General features: G+C 34.6%; 16 protein-coding genes. All 16 read right to left on the minus strand.

Going from position 1 to position 16982, the window contains the following annotated elements; all coding sequences use genetic code 11:
• Positions 1-762, minus strand: a 762-nt coding sequence (locus IGI68_RS00005; protein WP_438729310.1) for a glycosyltransferase family 2 protein, incomplete at its 3' end; no start/stop codon positions are given.
• Complete coding sequence (locus IGI68_RS00010; RefSeq protein ID WP_438729313.1) at positions 759-1934, minus strand: glycosyltransferase family 2 protein; 1176 nt, start codon at positions 1932-1934, stop codon at positions 759-761. The genes IGI68_RS00010 and IGI68_RS00005, both read right to left, overlap by 4 nt.
• 10 nt (positions 1935-1944) lie before the next feature.
• The gene (locus IGI68_RS00015) at positions 1945-3060 is read right to left on the minus strand and encodes a CDP-glycerol glycerophosphotransferase family protein (RefSeq protein ID WP_438729316.1); all 1116 of its coding nucleotides are present in this window, start codon (positions 3058-3060) and stop codon (positions 1945-1947) included.
• Positions 3061-3063: 3 nt separating this feature from the next.
• Positions 3064-4089: a ribitol-5-phosphate dehydrogenase gene (locus IGI68_RS00020; RefSeq protein WP_438729319.1), complete on the minus strand. Its 1026-nt coding sequence runs from the start codon at positions 4087-4089 to the stop codon at positions 3064-3066.
• Entirely contained in the window at positions 4090-4791 is a 702-nt protein-coding gene (locus IGI68_RS00025; RefSeq protein WP_438729322.1) for an IspD/TarI family cytidylyltransferase, read from the minus strand.
• A gap of 21 nt (positions 4792-4812) precedes the next feature.
• Entirely contained in the window at positions 4813-5631 is an 819-nt protein-coding gene (locus IGI68_RS00030; protein ID WP_071874144.1) for an ABC transporter permease, read from the minus strand.
• A 14-nt stretch (positions 5632-5645) separates the two neighbouring features.
• Positions 5646-6383 (minus strand): WecB/TagA/CpsF family glycosyltransferase, encoded by a 738-nt coding sequence (locus IGI68_RS00035; RefSeq protein ID WP_438729326.1) that lies wholly within the window; start codon positions 6381-6383, stop codon positions 5646-5648.
• The gene (locus IGI68_RS00040; RefSeq protein WP_438729329.1) at positions 6377-7507 is read right to left on the minus strand and encodes a CDP-glycerol glycerophosphotransferase family protein; all 1131 of its coding nucleotides are present in this window, start codon (positions 7505-7507) and stop codon (positions 6377-6379) included. The genes IGI68_RS00035 and IGI68_RS00040 overlap by 7 nt, the downstream gene beginning before the upstream one ends.
• On the minus strand, positions 7491-8546 hold the full coding sequence (locus tag IGI68_RS00045; RefSeq protein WP_071874147.1) for an ABC transporter ATP-binding protein: 1056 nt from the start codon (positions 8544-8546) through the stop codon (positions 7491-7493). Before IGI68_RS00045 ends, IGI68_RS00040 begins: the two co-directional genes overlap by 17 nt.
• 349 nt (positions 8547-8895) lie before the next feature.
• Complete coding sequence (locus IGI68_RS00050) at positions 8896-9990, minus strand: IS30 family transposase (protein ID WP_438729333.1); 1095 nt, start codon at positions 9988-9990, stop codon at positions 8896-8898.
• 361 nt (positions 9991-10351) lie between these two features.
• Positions 10352-10573, minus strand: a complete 222-nt coding sequence (locus IGI68_RS00055; RefSeq protein WP_071874149.1) for a hypothetical protein — start codon at positions 10571-10573, stop codon at positions 10352-10354.
• A gap of 183 nt (positions 10574-10756) precedes the next feature.
• On the minus strand, positions 10757-12055 hold the full coding sequence (asnS, locus tag IGI68_RS00060; RefSeq protein WP_438729336.1) for an asparagine--tRNA ligase: 1299 nt from the start codon (positions 12053-12055) through the stop codon (positions 10757-10759).
• A gap of 43 nt (positions 12056-12098) precedes the next feature.
• Positions 12099-13289 (minus strand): pyridoxal phosphate-dependent aminotransferase, encoded by a 1191-nt coding sequence (locus IGI68_RS00065; protein ID WP_438733160.1) that lies wholly within the window; start codon positions 13287-13289, stop codon positions 12099-12101.
• Between the two features lie 36 nt (positions 13290-13325).
• Positions 13326-13829 (minus strand): cell wall elongation regulator TseB-like domain-containing protein, encoded by a 504-nt coding sequence (locus tag IGI68_RS00070; RefSeq protein ID WP_071874151.1) that lies wholly within the window; start codon positions 13827-13829, stop codon positions 13326-13328.
• Positions 13822-16650, minus strand: a complete 2829-nt coding sequence (locus IGI68_RS00075) for a helicase C-terminal domain-containing protein (RefSeq protein ID WP_438729339.1) — start codon at positions 16648-16650, stop codon at positions 13822-13824. Before IGI68_RS00075 ends, IGI68_RS00070 begins: the two co-directional genes overlap by 8 nt.
• A gap of 130 nt (positions 16651-16780) precedes the next feature.
• Positions 16781-16981 carry a cold-shock protein gene (locus tag IGI68_RS00080; protein ID WP_071874153.1) on the minus strand — a complete coding sequence of 67 codons (201 nt, stop codon included), beginning with the start codon at positions 16979-16981 and terminating at the stop codon, positions 16781-16783.
• Position 16982: the final 1 nt, after the last annotated feature.

Consider the following 16982-nt stretch of genomic DNA (forward strand, 5'->3'; position numbering starts at 1 on the left):
TTCAAAGAGAGGTAATCCAATAAAAAGACTCTGACTGACATCTGTAAAAGTAGCATAAGGGTTTACTTTTACAATCTGTGACAAGGATGCTTCTATTGTTTCTCTAGAGCGATAATTATAGACTATTTGATCAATTGTATAAATTTTATTACTCCGCAAGAGTGCTTCTAATACGAAAGGTTGATCCTCACCTATTTTAATTGTTTCGGGCATTCTTAAATCTCTGATAATCTTTTTGCGATATAGTTTACTTGCAGGCCCCAGTGAATAGACTAATTCAGGATTAGTTTCTATGCTTCTTGCTCCTTCTTTAAATAAGCCCGCGTTATAATGTCCCGCAATATACCACGAACTTGTAGAATTAAAACTTAAAGATCTTCCCATTACAATATCCGCATCTTCTTGTATTGAAGCTGTATATAAGGCTTCCAAAGCATACGCTGGCACGATATCATCTGCATCTACAAAGTAAACATATTCACCTCTGAATAACTCTAGCCCTGTATTTCTTGCTTTTGCTGGACCACTGTTTGATTGCGTGACTAAAGTTATTTTTGGATTATCTTTCGCTAATTTTTTAAGAATATCCAAAGTCCTATCAGTTGAACCATCATCAATTAAAATTAGTTCGATTTCTTCCAATGTTTGACTCATTAATGAAGAAACTTGTTCTTCTATAAAATCTTCAACATTATACGTGGGAGTAATGATTGAAATAATTGGTTCTCTCTTTTTTGATTGCTGAATAATTTGATAAGTCATTTAATTCTCCTACCTAACCTCTTAATGAAATAACTGCAACATGTAAAGATTTTTAAATAAAATTCTTGAATGCGATGTTTTTGAATCCTTTGAATTTTATTTAAAAACGTACTTTTACTACTATCGTTTTGCAGTTTGATAATATTTTCGATCAATAAATAATACACAGGTAATGCTGGTCTACGAATTAAAAAATAAAATGATTGAAGTTCGAAAAAAATATATTTTTTGAAATTAGCAGACTCGCTGAACAATAAAATAAACGGCTCTGACCCAAGCAATATTTTTTCTAATACTACATTAAAAAATGTTGCTTGCTTATCGCCACTTTCACGGTAGTTTGCTTTAAACAACACGCGTAATTCTATTTCAGTCAATCTATTTATGTAACCTAAATACATTATTTTCTTTTCTTCTACCGTATAGTTTCTTTCAATAGTAATCATGTTGTATGCGTCATTGATTATAGCTAAAATATTTTTCAAGTTTTCGATTGAATTCTTTTGATAAAGTTGCGTTAATGATTGATTTTCTTTACCTCTAACTCGATAAAAGTAAATAGCTTCATGAGTAACAGCAATTTTATTTGATCTTAAATAAGTCTTTAAAACAAACAATTGATCTTCTGCAAAGTTTAGTGAAGAATCAAAAAAATTATTATCTAATAAGGAATGATGATACAGCTTTGCAGCAGGACCTATCGAATAAAACAATTCCGTATGTTCAGCAATGTTTTTTACTCCATCCGCTGACGTTACTTGATACTTGTGATGCGAGGGAACGGACCAGTTTTTATACCCATCTGTTCTTAGCGTTCTTCCAAGAGCAAGTAAACAATTATTTTCTGTTATGATTTTTAATAATGTTTCAATTGCTTCTTCTGACAAGTAATCATCACTATCGACAAACATAATATATTCTCCTTTAGAAGCTTCTATACCCAGATTACGAGCATAAGCTGGTCCTTGATTTATAATCGAATATATTTTTGTATTATTTGAATCTTTAGTGATAATTTCAGCAATATTTAAAGTATCATCTGTCGAACCATCATCAATCAGTATTAACTCTATATTGGAATAAGTCTGTGTAAGAATACTAGTTAAACATTGTTCAATATAATCTGCAACATTATACATCGGGATAATAACGGAAACCATTTTATCTTTCATTTCTTAAAACCTACTTTGATTTTTCTGTCATGATTTTTTTTACAAACAAATAAGCACGTTCACTATTTTTACTATCCAAGAAAGGAAAATTTTCTTGTTTTAACCGTTGAATACATTCTTTTTCTTTGATTGGAAATTCAAATAGACGATTAATTAAATCTGTTGCTGTTTTATATATAGGTAAACCGAGATACTCTTGGTAATCAACAAAAAAACCAACACTATTAGTATATTCTTCATAATCAGGAGCGTATATTTTTATCGTTTTCTCAAAAAAAGAATAATCTAGAAGGAGTGAAGAGTAATCGGTTATTAAACAATCAACTTTACTCAATAACGAACTCGATCTAGATGTATCTTGAAAAATTTCAATTTTAGAATTATTTACCTCAATAATTTTATCCAATTTAAAATAAGGATGTAACGAAACATATAGTTTTATCGATTCATCGGTAAATTGTTTAGAAAATTCTGCTAGAAAATTGTTAATATATTCGTATGCGGGATCGTCATTTTTAGCTGTTCGATATGTCGGTGCATAAAGTAATTTAATTTTAGTATCACTAATAGATGGAGATCCTAGTTTTGTTAAATCATCCAATCGTGGTGCACCTGTTATAATTACCTTGTCTGGTGATATTGCAAAAGAATCAACTAATGCAAAACGATCACTTTCTGCATTAGCTAATACCCAATCATAATTTGAATGATGATTGATAATACTCTCTTTATTTTTTTTAATACTCAGACCATATTTCTTTAGATGACCAATTGCATGCCACACTTGAATAATTTGGTTCTGTTTTTTTTTATTATGAATACAATATATAGGGAAAAAATAATCATCAATTATAAAAACAGAAGATGTAGCCAGATGAAATAACGAAATGATAGAATACCAAAAATAATTTATTTTACCTCGCAGACTACGATGATAATTAAAACAAACTATTTTTATTTGTAACTCTTCATCACTTTGCATCACTTGATAAATATTTTTTAGATTTCCAGACAAACTATCACTTCGATTAGTACACAGAGTAATTTTATTTTTATTTGTAGGGAATAAAAAAGAAAAAAAGTGATACAAGAAATTAATTGTTTTCTTTAATAATAAAAGTTTCATTTTTTATATTTCCCATTTCATGACAGTCTTGCCCCAATTTGTCGTTAAATCTTCATCGAAACAATCAATAATGTCTTGAATAGTATGTATTGTTTTGACTGATCCTATAAGGTTTTTCAAACGATTTCTTGCACCTTGGTGTTTTTCTAAAAAATCAACTGTTTGTTGAAAATCTTCTACACCACTACGACTACTACCAATCATTGTCAAACCACGCTCTAAAACCATTCTCGTATTGATTTCAATTAGTGATTCAGAAACCCCCATTAGTGCAATCGTTCCTTCAGGTCTAATATAGTCAATAATTTGATTAATTGCAGTTTGACTCCCCATTCCTCCTGTACACTCGAAAGCATGACTAATTGTCAGATTTTCTGGAATTTGGTTTATCTGAAAAACTTTATCGACAAATGAAAAATAGTCTAATTTTTCTTCATGCTTGCCAAAAACATAAATCTTGGACTCTGGATATTTAAAAGACAGAATTAAAGATGTGATATAACCTAAATTCCCATCACCCCAAACGCCAAATATTTCTTGATCGTTATTCATTTTTTCTTCCATACGATTAATTGTATGGTAAGCAACAGAAATTAATTCAATAAATGCAGACATTTCAAGGTCAAAATCTTGAGGTAAAATAACTGCTCGATCTCGTCGTAAAAAAACATATTCTTGCATATAACCATCATATCCGCTTGATCGAAATTGTGAGTTTTTCAAATAATTCTCATGAACAATTTCATTTTTTTCATGAGGTGTGTTTGGAACCATTACGACAATTTGTCCTTTTTTAAATTCATTAAGAGAATCAAAAATAACTTCTCCAATACCTTCATGAATAAGGGCCATTGGTAATTTTTCAGCTAAAACTTGTTTGTCACGCCTCCCCGTAAAATATCTTTGATCTGCATGACAAATCGATAAATACAGGGGTCTAACAATTATTGTGTCTGCGTTTAACTCTTCATTTACTGTAATTGATTCGAATTGACGGGGAGAAACTAAGCGATATACTTGGTTTAACATCTATATTCGCTCCTCTACAATTGTATTAGCTACTTTCAAATCATATGGTGTAGTAATTTTTATATTATAGCTTTCTCCTTGAACCATTGCGACCTTTTCACCTGCTAATAAAATAATTTTACATGAGTCACTTAAAAGGCTCTTTTCCTCCTCAGATAATTTTTCATAACTCTCGACGAATGTTTTAATGTTAAATGATTGAGGTGTTTGTCCTTGATACATTTCTTCTCTGACAGGTATCTCTAATAGTTCTCCATTCATTCCTCGAACAATAGTGTCGAAAGCAGGAATAACAGTATCTACAGCACGATATTTTTTTAACTTTTCGATATTCTCTTTAATAATTCTTCTTGTAACAAATGGACGGACCGCGTCATGAGAAATAATAACATCATCATCATTGAGTCCATAATTTTCTTCAATGAAATGAATACTATTTATTAATGTATCGTTACGTTCTTTCCCACCAGCTACAATTTCAATTCGATCATCATCTACATATTTTTCAATAATATCGCGTGTATGCTCAATCCAAAGTTCAGGACAAGAAATGATAATTTTATGAAAATCTTCTATTAGTATAAATTTTTCAATTGTATGTATCAAAATTGGTTTGTTTTTAATAGATAAAAACTGTTTAGGCATATTTACATTACCCATTCTCGTACCTTTACCGGCTGCTAATATCTGTGCATAAATCATATTTATTACCTCCTCAATTGGTTAAATAAAATCAATAAATCGTGCTCTAAATTTCATATGAAGATGTGAGCCGACAATCATTACAAGTAAAATAACTAACCAAAAAAACATCGTTTGACTGCCTTTTTCCCAAAACCAACTTTTAGATAAAAAAGAATCTCTAAATCCATCAATAATATAATATATCGGATTTAATTCTAGCACTCTCACAACCCACCGATTACTTTCACCTTGAATTAATGTTTGGAAATTCCAAATTGCTCCCGATAAATAAAATAATAGTCTCAATACAGACTGCAACATGATATGATAATCACGCACAAGAACCGTAATAGTTGAATTCAAAATTCCAAAAGAAAATAGAAAAGCGATCATACAAATAAAATAATAAAAATACTGTAGCCAATAAATACTAGGATTAACATTAAATACAAACATTGAAATCAGTAAGACGCCCATCATGGCGCGATAGCTGACAAAGTTACTAAACATATTTACTGTAGGTAATATACTAACTGGAAATTTCATCTTGGAAACCATACCCACTTTAGAGTAAATACTATTTGATCCACCCAGTAATGAATTATTAATGAAAAACCATGCAATAATCCCTATTAACATCCATATAATGTAAGGAGTCCCTTCCATCAATCGTCCTCGATTAACGCCAATACCAAAAACGATATAATAAATACCAACCTGAATTGCTGGATTTAAAAATTGCCATACTAATCCTAAGTAATGACTTTGATATGTAGCACGTTCTTCGTACTTAGAAATTCGACTAATTGTTCCAAAATTTTTAATTTGTTCAATTAGAACAGTTTTAACATCATTCACTACAACATTCTCCTTTATTCATTCCCATATCTATAATTCCAATAGAGTGACTTAACAACAAATACCGGTAATTGTAAAATTCGATAAATACGTTTTGGATTCGATAGGGAGCGATATAGCCACTCTAGATTGTGTTCAATTATCCACGCAGGAGCTCGATTTACTTCACCACTTATTACATCAAAACTACCACCTACATTTTGAAAAACTGTACTATCTAATTGAGAATAGTACTTTAACAACCATTTCTCTTGTTTGGGTGAACCTAATGCAACAAAGATAATATCCGCCTGACTATCATTAATATTTCTTATTATTTCCTTATCTGATTTTGTAGTATAGCCGTCAATATAGCCGGCCACTTTGAGTTCAGGATATTGTCTTTTTAAATTTAATACAGCTTTCTCGACAACGTTAGGACTTGCACCGTATAAAAAAATAGATTTACTATTTTTTTCCGCAAATCGAATTAATTCCATCATTACTTCGATTCCTGCCACACGTTCTTGAATATTTCCATTAGTCCACTTAGACACTTTAACTACTCCAATGCCATCTGGAAACCTATGAGTCGATTGGTGTAGATACTTTCCAACTTGTTCATCTTTCAAAGCTATTAACAGAATTTGCGGATTTAGACTTGTTAACAACATTTTCTTATTCATCTTAAAATATTTGGGAACCTCTTCAATAAGTTCCTTTAATTGCCAGTTTTCTATTGAAAAGCCTAAAATTTTCTCTGACTTTACCATTTATTTCCTCCCACGATATCTCTTACATATGCCAACAACCGAATTGTTGCCTGACCGTCATTATAAGTGTTCCATTCCTTATTAAACAAATTTGTGGACGTAAGAGTATCTGATGTCAATAAGGTGATTATTTCTGTTGTAGAATTCACCACTGGCAGTGAGTCAATCTTTAAAAAATCTTCTTGTATGCCAATTTTTTTTTCATATAAATCACGATCATACCAGAATAATATTATTGGTGAATTAGGATTAACCAAACTAAAATCAAAAAGTACAGAAGAATAATCCGAAATTAAAATATCTGCTTCCAAAATCAGATTATTCAAAGACTCATCTTTTCGACACCATCGGACAAATGACGTGTCCTCTTGCGTCCCAATTAAAAACTGAATATGAGGATGTAGTTTAACTATTAATCGATATTGATCACCAAGCTTTTCTTCCAATTGTTTAATGTCTAATGGTGGAAGTGCTACTTGATTATCTCGATAAGTGGGTGCGTACAAAATTACTTTTCGCTTATCAAAGTCACTTTCAACTTTTATTTGTTGAAAAAGAAAATCTGTTCGTGGCAACCCAAAATAAAGCATTTGTCTCTCTTGAGCTAAATAACTTCTTTGAAAAACTTGACTCATTTTATGCGAACTCACAATATACTTATCAAAAGAACGGTAAACATTTTTATATCTTTTTAAGTCTGCCTTAGTGCAACTAGATATTTTATGTTCTTCTAATCCAAAACGTTTTACGGCACCCACCGCATGCCAGATTTGAATAAAAACTTGATTTTTCTTCTTAATTGCACCTAAAAAAGGGAAATAATTATCACAAATCACTACTCTACTATTAGTAATAACTGGGATAGTGTAACTAATAAAGTAAAAGAGAGAATCAAGTGGATAGATTTTAATCCCTTTTTCTCGTAAACGTAATGCCTCTGAATGACATTTTTTATTATAGAAAACAATGACTGTTTGTTGTTGATTCAATTGTTCTATAAAGCCATGATTATTATCAGGAAAACTTAACAAATAAATCACACGCTTTTTTGTTTTAGCAAAAGATAAGAATTTGGAGTATATTGAAATCAAAAACATATATGTTTGCTTAAAAATAGCAATCAACCTCTTTATATTCGCCCATAAAAAAATCAGGGTGAACTTGTTCTATCTTTGGAGTACTAATGATTGATCTAAAGGAACGGTTCGAAATGTGTAAAGTCCCAAAAAACAGTAATGATGCTATAATCACTCCGATAAATATTTTCGTGAAAAATGACATTTTACCAATCGACGGGCCATTTAATACTCTTTTATCATAACCTTTAGAAATGATTCTTTTTTCGATTTCATCTAAATCGTACTCGATTTGTCGTGCTTTAAACTCATCTTGATACTCTTTTTTACGCTCAGGAGAAATACTTCGAAACCATGCAATAAACTTACGATAGTTTTCGACAACTTCTGCTGTAGTACCGTATTCTCTTAAATCGCCATAGTGCATCCACACGACCTTGTCACACAACTTTTCAATTTGAGGCAGCGAATGAGAAACAAAGAAAATTGTTTTGCCTTGTTCCTTAAATTCCATTATGCGATCTACACACTTTTGATAAAAAGTATCATCTCCAACTGACAATGCCTCGTCAATGATTAATACATCCGGGTTATGATGAATAGCGATTGAAAATCCTAATCTAGAACGCATTCCGCTCGAGTAATTTTTAACAGGTTGATTGATAAACTCGCCAATGTCAGCAAAAGAAATAATGTCATCTAATACATTATCAATTTGTTCATGAGTAAAACCGTTCATCAAGCACTTTAAGCGGATATTTTCAATTCCTGTTAGTTGGGGTTTCAAACCTGCATTAATTGCAATAATAGAAGTTTCCCCATTAATATACATTTCGCCAGTGGTATGTGGTATTATTCCAGCCAATATATTGGATAATGTCGATTTACCAGATCCATTAATTCCAATTAAACCAATGGCCTCACCCGCATAAACTTCTAAGTCCACCCCTTTTAATCCCCAAAAATGTGGAACATTTTTTTGAGAAAATTTGAATAAGGCTTTTACCTTATCTGATTTTCGCTTATATAAATCATATTGCTTTGTCACCATTGTTAATTTTACTTTTACATCTTTTTCATGTGTCATCTATGATTCACCTTATTTCTATTCATTCTCGTTGAAATTTTACACTAAAACAGTTAAATAATCAAAAAACAATCTGACTTTGAAACATTAATTCCCGCTACTCATAATAATCTAGGTTGAGTCGCGTGTCTATCTTATAAAAAATTTAAGGGTATCTTACGATTTTAAGGATTGTAAATTTCAAGTTTAAATTAGCCACCCTTGGTGACTAAAAAATTCTGTACCACTATTGATCGATTGTTATGAAAGGTAGTGAATCCTTGATAATGAGCTGAGGTATGGTAATCTGCCGATGGGATGGCCTCAGGTCAGCTCCCAGACAACAAGCCATGCCGAGGAAGGCTCGTTGTCAAGGGTTCACGGGTAAATCCGCTAATCGCTCTTGTTTGAATGCATGGGCGAACATATCATATGGTGTCGCGTATCCCAAAATTTTCCGAGGATAACCGTTCATCCAACGTTGGATTCGCAAAATATGTTTCTCGCTCACCTCACTAATTGGGCTACCCTTCGGGATAAAACGGCGGATCAACTTGTGTTGGTTTTCACTCGTCCCGCGTTCCCAAGAAGCATAGGGGTGACTGAAATAAACATCTGCCACATTCTGCAAGACTTCGTGTAACCCGGCAAACTCTGAGCCATTATCTGAGGTGACGGTTTTAAATAGCTGGTCAAAGGCATCACCAGCCCTCTCCTTCAGGCTGTGTATTGCTTGATCCACCGATTGAGCATCTTTCCCAGCCAATTTCAGTATGACTTCAAAGCGTGTCTGCCGTTCTGCTAGTGTCAGTAATACGGCATCCGATTTGGTTTTGTTTCCTATGACTGTATCGATTTCCCAGTGTCCGAAAGTTTCTCGGGTTTCAATTTCTTTAGGGCGTTCTTCAATTGATTTTCCGAGAATACGCTTGTTAGAACGATAGCTAGAACGAACCGTTTTGATTTTACGCGACAGTTTTTCGAGCAAATCAATATTCTTTGTTTTCATGATGCCCCGGTCAATCCATTGATAGAGTGTGGTTGTACCAGGAATGATGGGAAAATCGAATAGCTTATGTTTTCTGGCAAATCCGACTACGATGTCCGGTGACCATTTTTCATTTAACATTTTGTCATCTGCCCAGTCAATGAAAGCATCTGTTTTAGCCCATTTGGGGCGTCTACCACAATTCAGTCGTTGCTTTTCATAGAAGGCTTGTCCTGCGTCAGCATCATAAACAGAATAGTAAGTCTCATAGACTTTTCCATTTTGTATTTGGCGTTTTAGTTGGGTGATGGTCCCGCGACTAATCTCATTATTTATTGTTTGTGGAACACGCCCTAGGACTTTGGCGATCTGACGGTTGGAGTAGCTTTCTTTTTTCAAAATGGCAATTTGACAACGTTCTGAGTAGGAGAGATGTTTTCCCTTGCGTAAATTTGTGTTACTATAGGTTTGCGTCATGTGAAATCATCCTTGTCTATTGTTAGTTAGTGGTAACTTCAATATAACATGGAATTCACGTGGCGTTTTTTTTTATTTCAAATGGCTAAGTTAATTATATAATCCACCAATAAAATAAAAATTAATGTTAACATATCATCACGACTCCTGTATCAATCTCTAAATAAAACTATAACATAAACAAAAAATAATTGTATTCTGTCATCAAATATTAATATAAAACAATACTTATTGTATGTTTCAATCAAATACTAGAATAGATAGCTATTAATCATAAATCTTATGCCATTTTCTCCATAAAAATAGCGGAGTAATTTAACGTTTTGGTTACAAAACGATCGAATTACTCCGCTATTTCCTTTTAACTAAAAAAGTATTTCTCATCCACTGGACCTTTAATGTCATATTGTTGCGCTTTGACGATGGCTTTGTCTTTAAATTTCTCTTGATCAATCAATTCACAATGCTCGACTTCTACTAAAACGTAATCTTCAAAAATTTCTTTGATTTCCCCCACAAATGGTCGTTGAAAATCCTTTGTTTTCACTTCATACTTTTTACCGATGACTAAATCCTCTAACATCGTAACGCCTCCTAAGTGAATTATTTACTACTTAATTAATAACACTTAATTGAAGAAGTTACAAGTAGATCAAGGATTTTCACAAATTTTTATGCTTCTAAAACTAAAATTCATGACTATTCTTATTAAGAATAAGAAAAAGACCAAGTAAACGATTCTTTACTTGATCTTTTGCATTCTCTATTAAGGATAAATACGGTTAATCAAACGTGGGAATGGACTTGCTTCACGCACATGTTCAATTCCAGAGAGCCAAGTAACTGCTCGTTCTAATCCTAAGCCAAAACCTGAATGTGGAACAGTTCCATATTTACGTAAATCTAAATACCAAGAATATTCCTCTTCATTTAGACCAAATTCACGAATACGTTCTAACACAAATTCATAATCGGTTGCGCGTTCAGAACCGCCGATAATCTCGCCGTATCCTTCAGGTGCAATCATATCTGCACAAATAACGACGTCTTCACGCGTTGGATGTGGTTTCATATAGAATGGTTTGATTGCTTTTGGATAATTCAAGATAAAGACTGGTTGCTCAAATGAATTCGCAATGAAGGTTTCATGTGGTGAACCAAAGTCATCTCCCCATGTTACATCGTCAAAGCCATTTTCGTTTAATAACGTTACTGCATCATCGTAAGAAATCCGTGGATAAGGTAATTGCGTGTATTTTTCTAAGACAGCACGATCACGGCCTAATACGTCTAACGCGTAATCGCAGTTATCTAAGACACTTTGAACTAAATAAGCGACGTATTCTTCTTGAACAACTAAACTTTCTTCTTGTGTTGTAAAAGCCATTTCAGGTTCCATCATCCAAAATTCAATTAAATGACGACGTGTTTTAGATTTTTCAGCACGGAATGTTGGTCCAAATGAAAAGACTTTCCCAAATGCCATCGCTGCTGCTTCTAAATATAATTGACCTGATTGGGATAAATAGGCTTTATCGCCGAAATAATCCGTCTCAAACAAATCAGTCGTACCTTCTGGCGCAGAGCCTGTCAAAATCGGTGGATCAATTTTAACAAAGTGACGTTCGTTAAAGAATTGATACGTTGCACGGATGATTTCATTACGGATTTGCATAATGGCATGTTGTCTAGACGAACGCAACCATAAATGACGGTGATCCATTAAAAATTCCGTTCCATGTTCTTTAGGAGTAATGGGATAATCATGGCTTTCCCCAATGACTTCAATCCCTTGAATGCCAATTTCATACCCAAATTTCGAACGACTGTCTTCTCGAATTTCACCCGTAATCATGACAGAAGTTTCTTGATGAAGGTTTTTTGCGATTTGGAAAATCTCTTCTCCTACTTCATTTTTAACAACGATTCCTTGGAAGTATGCTGTTCCATCACGTAGTTGTAAGAACGCAATTTTACCACTTGAACGCTTGTTTGCAACCCAGGCGCCAATTTGAACGATTTCGCCAATATGTTTTTTGGCATCAATAATTTGAATTTGTTCCACTGATGTCTCTCCATTCTATATTTAAAGATTCTTCAAGATTGTATTACTTTTGACGTTTTTTTTCAACAAAAGCTTTGATTCTTTGGACGGTTTGTTCCAATGTTTCCCAATCACTCGCATAACTAATCCGAATATTTTCAGGTGCGCCAAAACCTGCACCTGTGACCAATGCCACGTGCGCTTCTTTTAGTAAGTCATCGGTAAAAATTGTCACATCATCATAGCCACAGATTGCCATCGTCTCTTTAACATTTGGAAATAAATAAAAAGCTCCTTGAGGCTTCGCACACTTGACGCCAGGGATTTCTAATACTAAAGGATACAAACGGTTTAACCGTTCTTCAAAGGCCTTGCGCATTGCTTCTACAGAGTCTTGTGGACCCGTCAGTGCTTCTACAGCAGCATATTGACTAACGGCAGTGGGATTACTTGTCGCTTGCGAAGCAATATTGGTCATTGCTTCAATAATTTTTTGATCCCCTACCGCAAATCCAATGCGCCATCCGGTCATCGAATAGGTTTTTGAAACACCGTTAATGATCATTGTTTGGCGACGAATCGCTTCTGAAATCGTCGCGATGGGTGTAAACGTCGCATCTCCATAAACTAATCGACCGTAAATGTCATCGGCAATGATTAAAATATTGTGTTCAACAGCCCATTCACCAATTGCTTGAAGCTCCTCTTTCGTGTAAATCATTCCCGTTGGATTAGATGGCGTATTTAAGACAAGTGCTTTAGTCTTCTCTGTTAAACATGCCGTTAATTGCTCAACCGTCACTTTAAATTGATTTTCTTCTTTGCCTTGAACAAAGACTGGGACGCCTTCTGCTAATTGGACTTGATCTGCGTAGCTAACCCAATAAGGAACTGGAATTAAGACTTCATCTTGTGCATCTAAAATGACTTGGAATAATGCATATAGGGCAAATTTCGCACCATCGGTAATCAATGTTTCTTTAGGTGAGTAGGTTAGGCCATAGTAACGTTCGATATAACTTACAACCGCCTGACGAAGTTCAGGAATCCCTGCCGTTGGTGTATAAAAACTTGCTTTTCCTGATTGAATCGCCGCAATGGCAGCCTGTTGAATATTCTCTGGTGTGGGAAAATCTGGTTCTCCTAAAGTGACACTTAAAATATCAAGACCTTGAGCCTTTAACTCCTTGGCTTTAGCTGAAGCAGCCAGCGTCACGGACGGTTTTAATTGTTTAGCACGTTTTGATAACTCCATTTTCATTCATCAATCCTTTCGTTTTCAAACATTTCCTTACTCTTGCGAGGGAAGACGGTGAACGAGCGATCCGTCTTTAAAATCAATCAAATAATAATGCAGCTCGTCATTTCCTTTAGTCATTACTTCCCAAACAACTTGATCATTAAACATACCTAGTGTTGTTTTTTTGATTCTTTCTTGCGGAGCCAACTCTTGCACAACGGCTCTTGCTTGTTCTTGTGTCAATCCATCTTTTTCATCAAAAATCAATAATTTCTCGCCCGTTTTCGGAATAATCACGACAACATTTTTCCCGGCTTCTGTTTCGCCCACTAAACTAAAATAGGTTTCCTCCCGTGTAAACCAATAAAATTGATCGACTCGCTGGATATCGACATGCTCTTTTGCTAGTTGGATAGCCTCTTCTTTCGCTTGACGCATCGGACGAGAGGCACGAATATAAAAAATTGCTGAAAATAAAATGATTAACAGTAAGGCGACAATCAAACTGAATAAAATCAGGATTTTTTTACGCTCTTTTTTTTCGGCTTTATTCACCCGATTTCACTCCTTTACTTGGCTCTATTATAACAGAATGTTGAGGAGAATCGGCTTCTATTTCTTCTTTTGGATAATCTCTTTTGAAGAATTGAGCGATCTCAGGTAACATCTCGGCCACACTTCTTTCATGAATCGCTAAATCTTTTGGTAATGATTGTTGCAGTTTTTGACCATACGAAGAATGGATTAACCGAGAATCGAGTACAACCATCACGCCGCGATCTTCTTCCGAACGAATCAAACGCCCCAAACCTTGACGCAATTTTAATGATGCTTTTGGTAAGGCTTCTTTTTTAAAATAGTTGTCTCCTTGTTCATCAAGATAGCGCGATTTTGCTTCAATCATCGGTCGTTGCGGGTGATCAAACGGCAAGCGTGTCACAATCAGTAACTGTAACGTATCGCCCGGTAAATCAACGCCTTGCCAAAAACTATCTGCACCAAATAATACCGCTCCTTTACGATGCCGGAAACGTTTTAAGAGTTTTTCACGACTCCCGCCAATTCCTTGGGCAATAATTTCACGACCATTTTCTAAAAAGGACATTTGCATTCGATAATACACTTTTTGTAAAATATCATGCGATGTAAATAAAACGAGCGTTGATTCTTTTTGCTGTTCTAAAATCGGTGAGAGTGTGCGAACGATAAAATCGACATACTCATAAATTGACAGCTCTTTAATCGCTACTTGTTCGTTTAAAACAAATAACCGGACTTGTTCATCATAATGATAGGGCGGTGGAATCACTTTTAATTTTGCATCAGGGATTCCTAATCTTTGGGCAAAATAATTCGTGAATGTTGCCACTTTTAGTGTCCCACCAACGTATAGAATTTTTTCATAGCGAGGATACCAGGCCGTATTCGGTAAAATTGCTGCTTCTAAATCAATTAATTGCATACGCACCGTATTTTGACTGCCGTAAATATACAATTTATGCACATATCTTGGTTCCCAGGATGTAAACCACTGTTTCACAAAAGAGGCTTGCGCGCTGAGCTCCTCAAAGAAAATCAGTGCTTTACCATAGACGATTTTTTCGCGGGCGAGCCACTGTTCGTTGTGTCGGAAGCAAGCTGCTGCAATTTGCTGTTGTAACAAGAGACTCTCTTCATAATAAAGGTATAATTTTTTTAGATTTTTCTTTCCTTGATTTGATAAGTTCAAATCATCTCGTGTCACAAACAGTTCCTCTTTCACTTGAAAAGGTAATAACCATTCGGCAAAAATTTCTTCTTGAATCTCACTAATTTCGGACAAAATCGTTTGATACAACTCAAATAGCTGAAGGATTTCGGCTTCTTGACTCAGCATCGCTCGCAACGTATCAAATAACTGTCCATCTTCTCCAAGATGCCGTAATTGTCGTTGAAAGACCTCTGTATCAAAAAACTGATTCGTCACTTGTTCCATCACTTCTGGTAAATGATGCGCTTCATCAATCATTAAGATCTGACTATTCGGAAGATAAGGTGTTTCTCTTCTTGTTTCTTGTGCTAAAAAAGCATGATTGACAATTAAAAAATTACTTTGAGTCATTTTTTGATTAAGATGAACTAAAAAATCTTCTTGGTAGAAAGCTTGTTTTTTAGATAGATAGTCGACACCACGATGTTTAATTTCTTCAAAGAGTAAATGATTGAGACTCGTTAAGTTTAACTCACCAAAATCACCGGTTTCTGTCTGCGTGAGCCAGACTAACAGGCGCATTTGATAGAGACCATATTGTTTTTGGACAATTGGCGCATCTAAAGTTGCTTTAAAACGTTGTAAATCGATGTAGTTTCCTTTTCCTTTGATGACGGTTGCTTGAATTTTATAATCGAGCAGTTGATTTAATTTAGGAATATCTTCCTCAATCAATTGTTGTTGAAGCAAAATGGAAGCTGTGCTAATGACGACTGGTTTTTCAGGCGTTGCCAAATAACTAAGGGGTAACAAATAGCCCATCGTTTTCCCCATACCAGTCGAGGCTTCAATTAATAAGTCTTTTTCATCTACGTTCGTTACGTGTTTATGAATTAAATTCATCAGCTTACCTTGTTGTGGCCGATAACTTAACCGTTCCTGAAATAGTCTTTGCTTTTGTTTTTTGGTTTTTGGATACGTGATTTCATAAAGCGGTTGTTCAAAAAGAGTAACTTCTTTCTTTTTTAAGGCAATTTGGTTCACTACCATTAAGTCGGTTGCTAATTCTGTTGGATTTTGCTTCATTTCAAGGGCTAATTGTTTAATATAATCACTCGTTTGATGACTCGTGACCGAACTCAATGTTGCGATTTTTTCAATCGTCACAAGGGGTAAGGCCTTCGCTAGTTCTTCAATTCTTAAAAATAAATCAGCCGTTACTTCCGCATCACTGGCTGCTTGATGAGGATTTTCATGTATGATACCCAAACTTTCAGCTAAGTCATTTAAGCGATAACTTGATTCGGTCGGCAAAAAGATTTGGGCCAACTCCACCGTATCAATCCCGGCAATTGTTAAGCGAGGCATCCCACAACGAACCAACTCATGGTTTAAAAAATGATAATCAAAATGAATATTATGAGCCACAAAAACCGTATCCTGCAACAGGTTATAAATGGTTTGGGCAATGTCTTCAAAATAAGGAGCTTTTTGTACTTGGCGATTGGAGATTTGAGTCAAACTTTGAATTTGACGAGAAATCATTTGACTTGGATTAATATCCGTTGAAAAACGTCCGACAATCTTTTGATTTTCAACCAAAACACAACCAAATTGAATCATCCGATCGACTTTTGGATCGGTACCGGTTGTTTCAATGTCAACAATCGCATAAGTTGTCGTCATCGAAATATCCCCTCCTTCTCTTGTTCTTTTGATATTATACTATATTTTCATCTGATACGAGACCTTCTTTATGGATAAAAAACAAAAAAGACGAAGCCGAGGCTTCGTCTTTTACTAATTTTAGTTTAAATTAAGCTTTGTTAACGTTAGTTGCTTGAGGGCCACGTTGTCCATCTTCAACATCGAAAGTCACTGCTTGACCTTCTTCTAAAGTTTTGAAACCTTCGCCTTGGATAGCTGAGAAATGTACGAATACATCTTTACCGTCTTCTGCAGTGATAAATCCAAAACCTTTATCTGAGTTAAACCATTTTACTGTACCTGTTTCCATA

Origin of the sequence: Enterococcus sp. DIV1314a, assembly GCF_051713805.1 — a bacterium.
Classification (GTDB): Bacteria; Bacillota; Bacilli; order Lactobacillales; family Enterococcaceae; genus Enterococcus_I; species Enterococcus_I aquimarinus.

Bases quoted from the DNA above. Each gene is read 5' to 3' on its own strand.
- IGI68_RS00010 (WP_438729313.1), bottom strand. From the start codon at position 1,934: ATGAAAGATAAAATGGTTTCCGTTATTATCCCGATGTATAATGTTGCA.
- IGI68_RS00015 (WP_438729316.1), bottom strand. From the start codon at position 3,060: ATGAAACTTTTATTATTAAAGAAAACAATTAATTTCTTGTATCACTTT.
- IGI68_RS00020 (WP_438729319.1), bottom strand. From the start codon at position 4,089: ATGTTAAACCAAGTATATCGCTTAGTTTCTCCCCGTCAATTCGAATCA.
- IGI68_RS00025 (WP_438729322.1), bottom strand. From the start codon at position 4,791: ATGATTTATGCACAGATATTAGCAGCCGGTAAAGGTACGAGAATGGGT.
- IGI68_RS00035 (WP_438729326.1), bottom strand. From the start codon at position 6,383: ATGGTAAAGTCAGAGAAAATTTTAGGCTTTTCAATAGAAAACTGGCAA.
- IGI68_RS00045 (WP_071874147.1), bottom strand. From the start codon at position 8,546: ATGACACATGAAAAAGATGTAAAAGTAAAATTAACAATGGTGACAAAG.
- IGI68_RS00050 (WP_438729333.1), bottom strand. From the start codon at position 9,990: ATGACGCAAACCTATAGTAACACAAATTTACGCAAGGGAAAACATCTC.
- IGI68_RS00055 (WP_071874149.1), bottom strand. From the start codon at position 10,573: ATGTTAGAGGATTTAGTCATCGGTAAAAAGTATGAAGTGAAAACAAAG.
- IGI68_RS00065 (WP_438733160.1), bottom strand. From the start codon at position 13,289: ATGGAGTTATCAAAACGTGCTAAACAATTAAAACCGTCCGTGACGCTG.
- IGI68_RS00075 (WP_438729339.1), bottom strand. From the start codon at position 16,650: ATGACGACAACTTATGCGATTGTTGACATTGAAACAACCGGTACCGAT.
- IGI68_RS00080 (WP_071874153.1), bottom strand. From the start codon at position 16,981: ATGGAAACAGGTACAGTAAAATGGTTTAACTCAGATAAAGGTTTTGGA.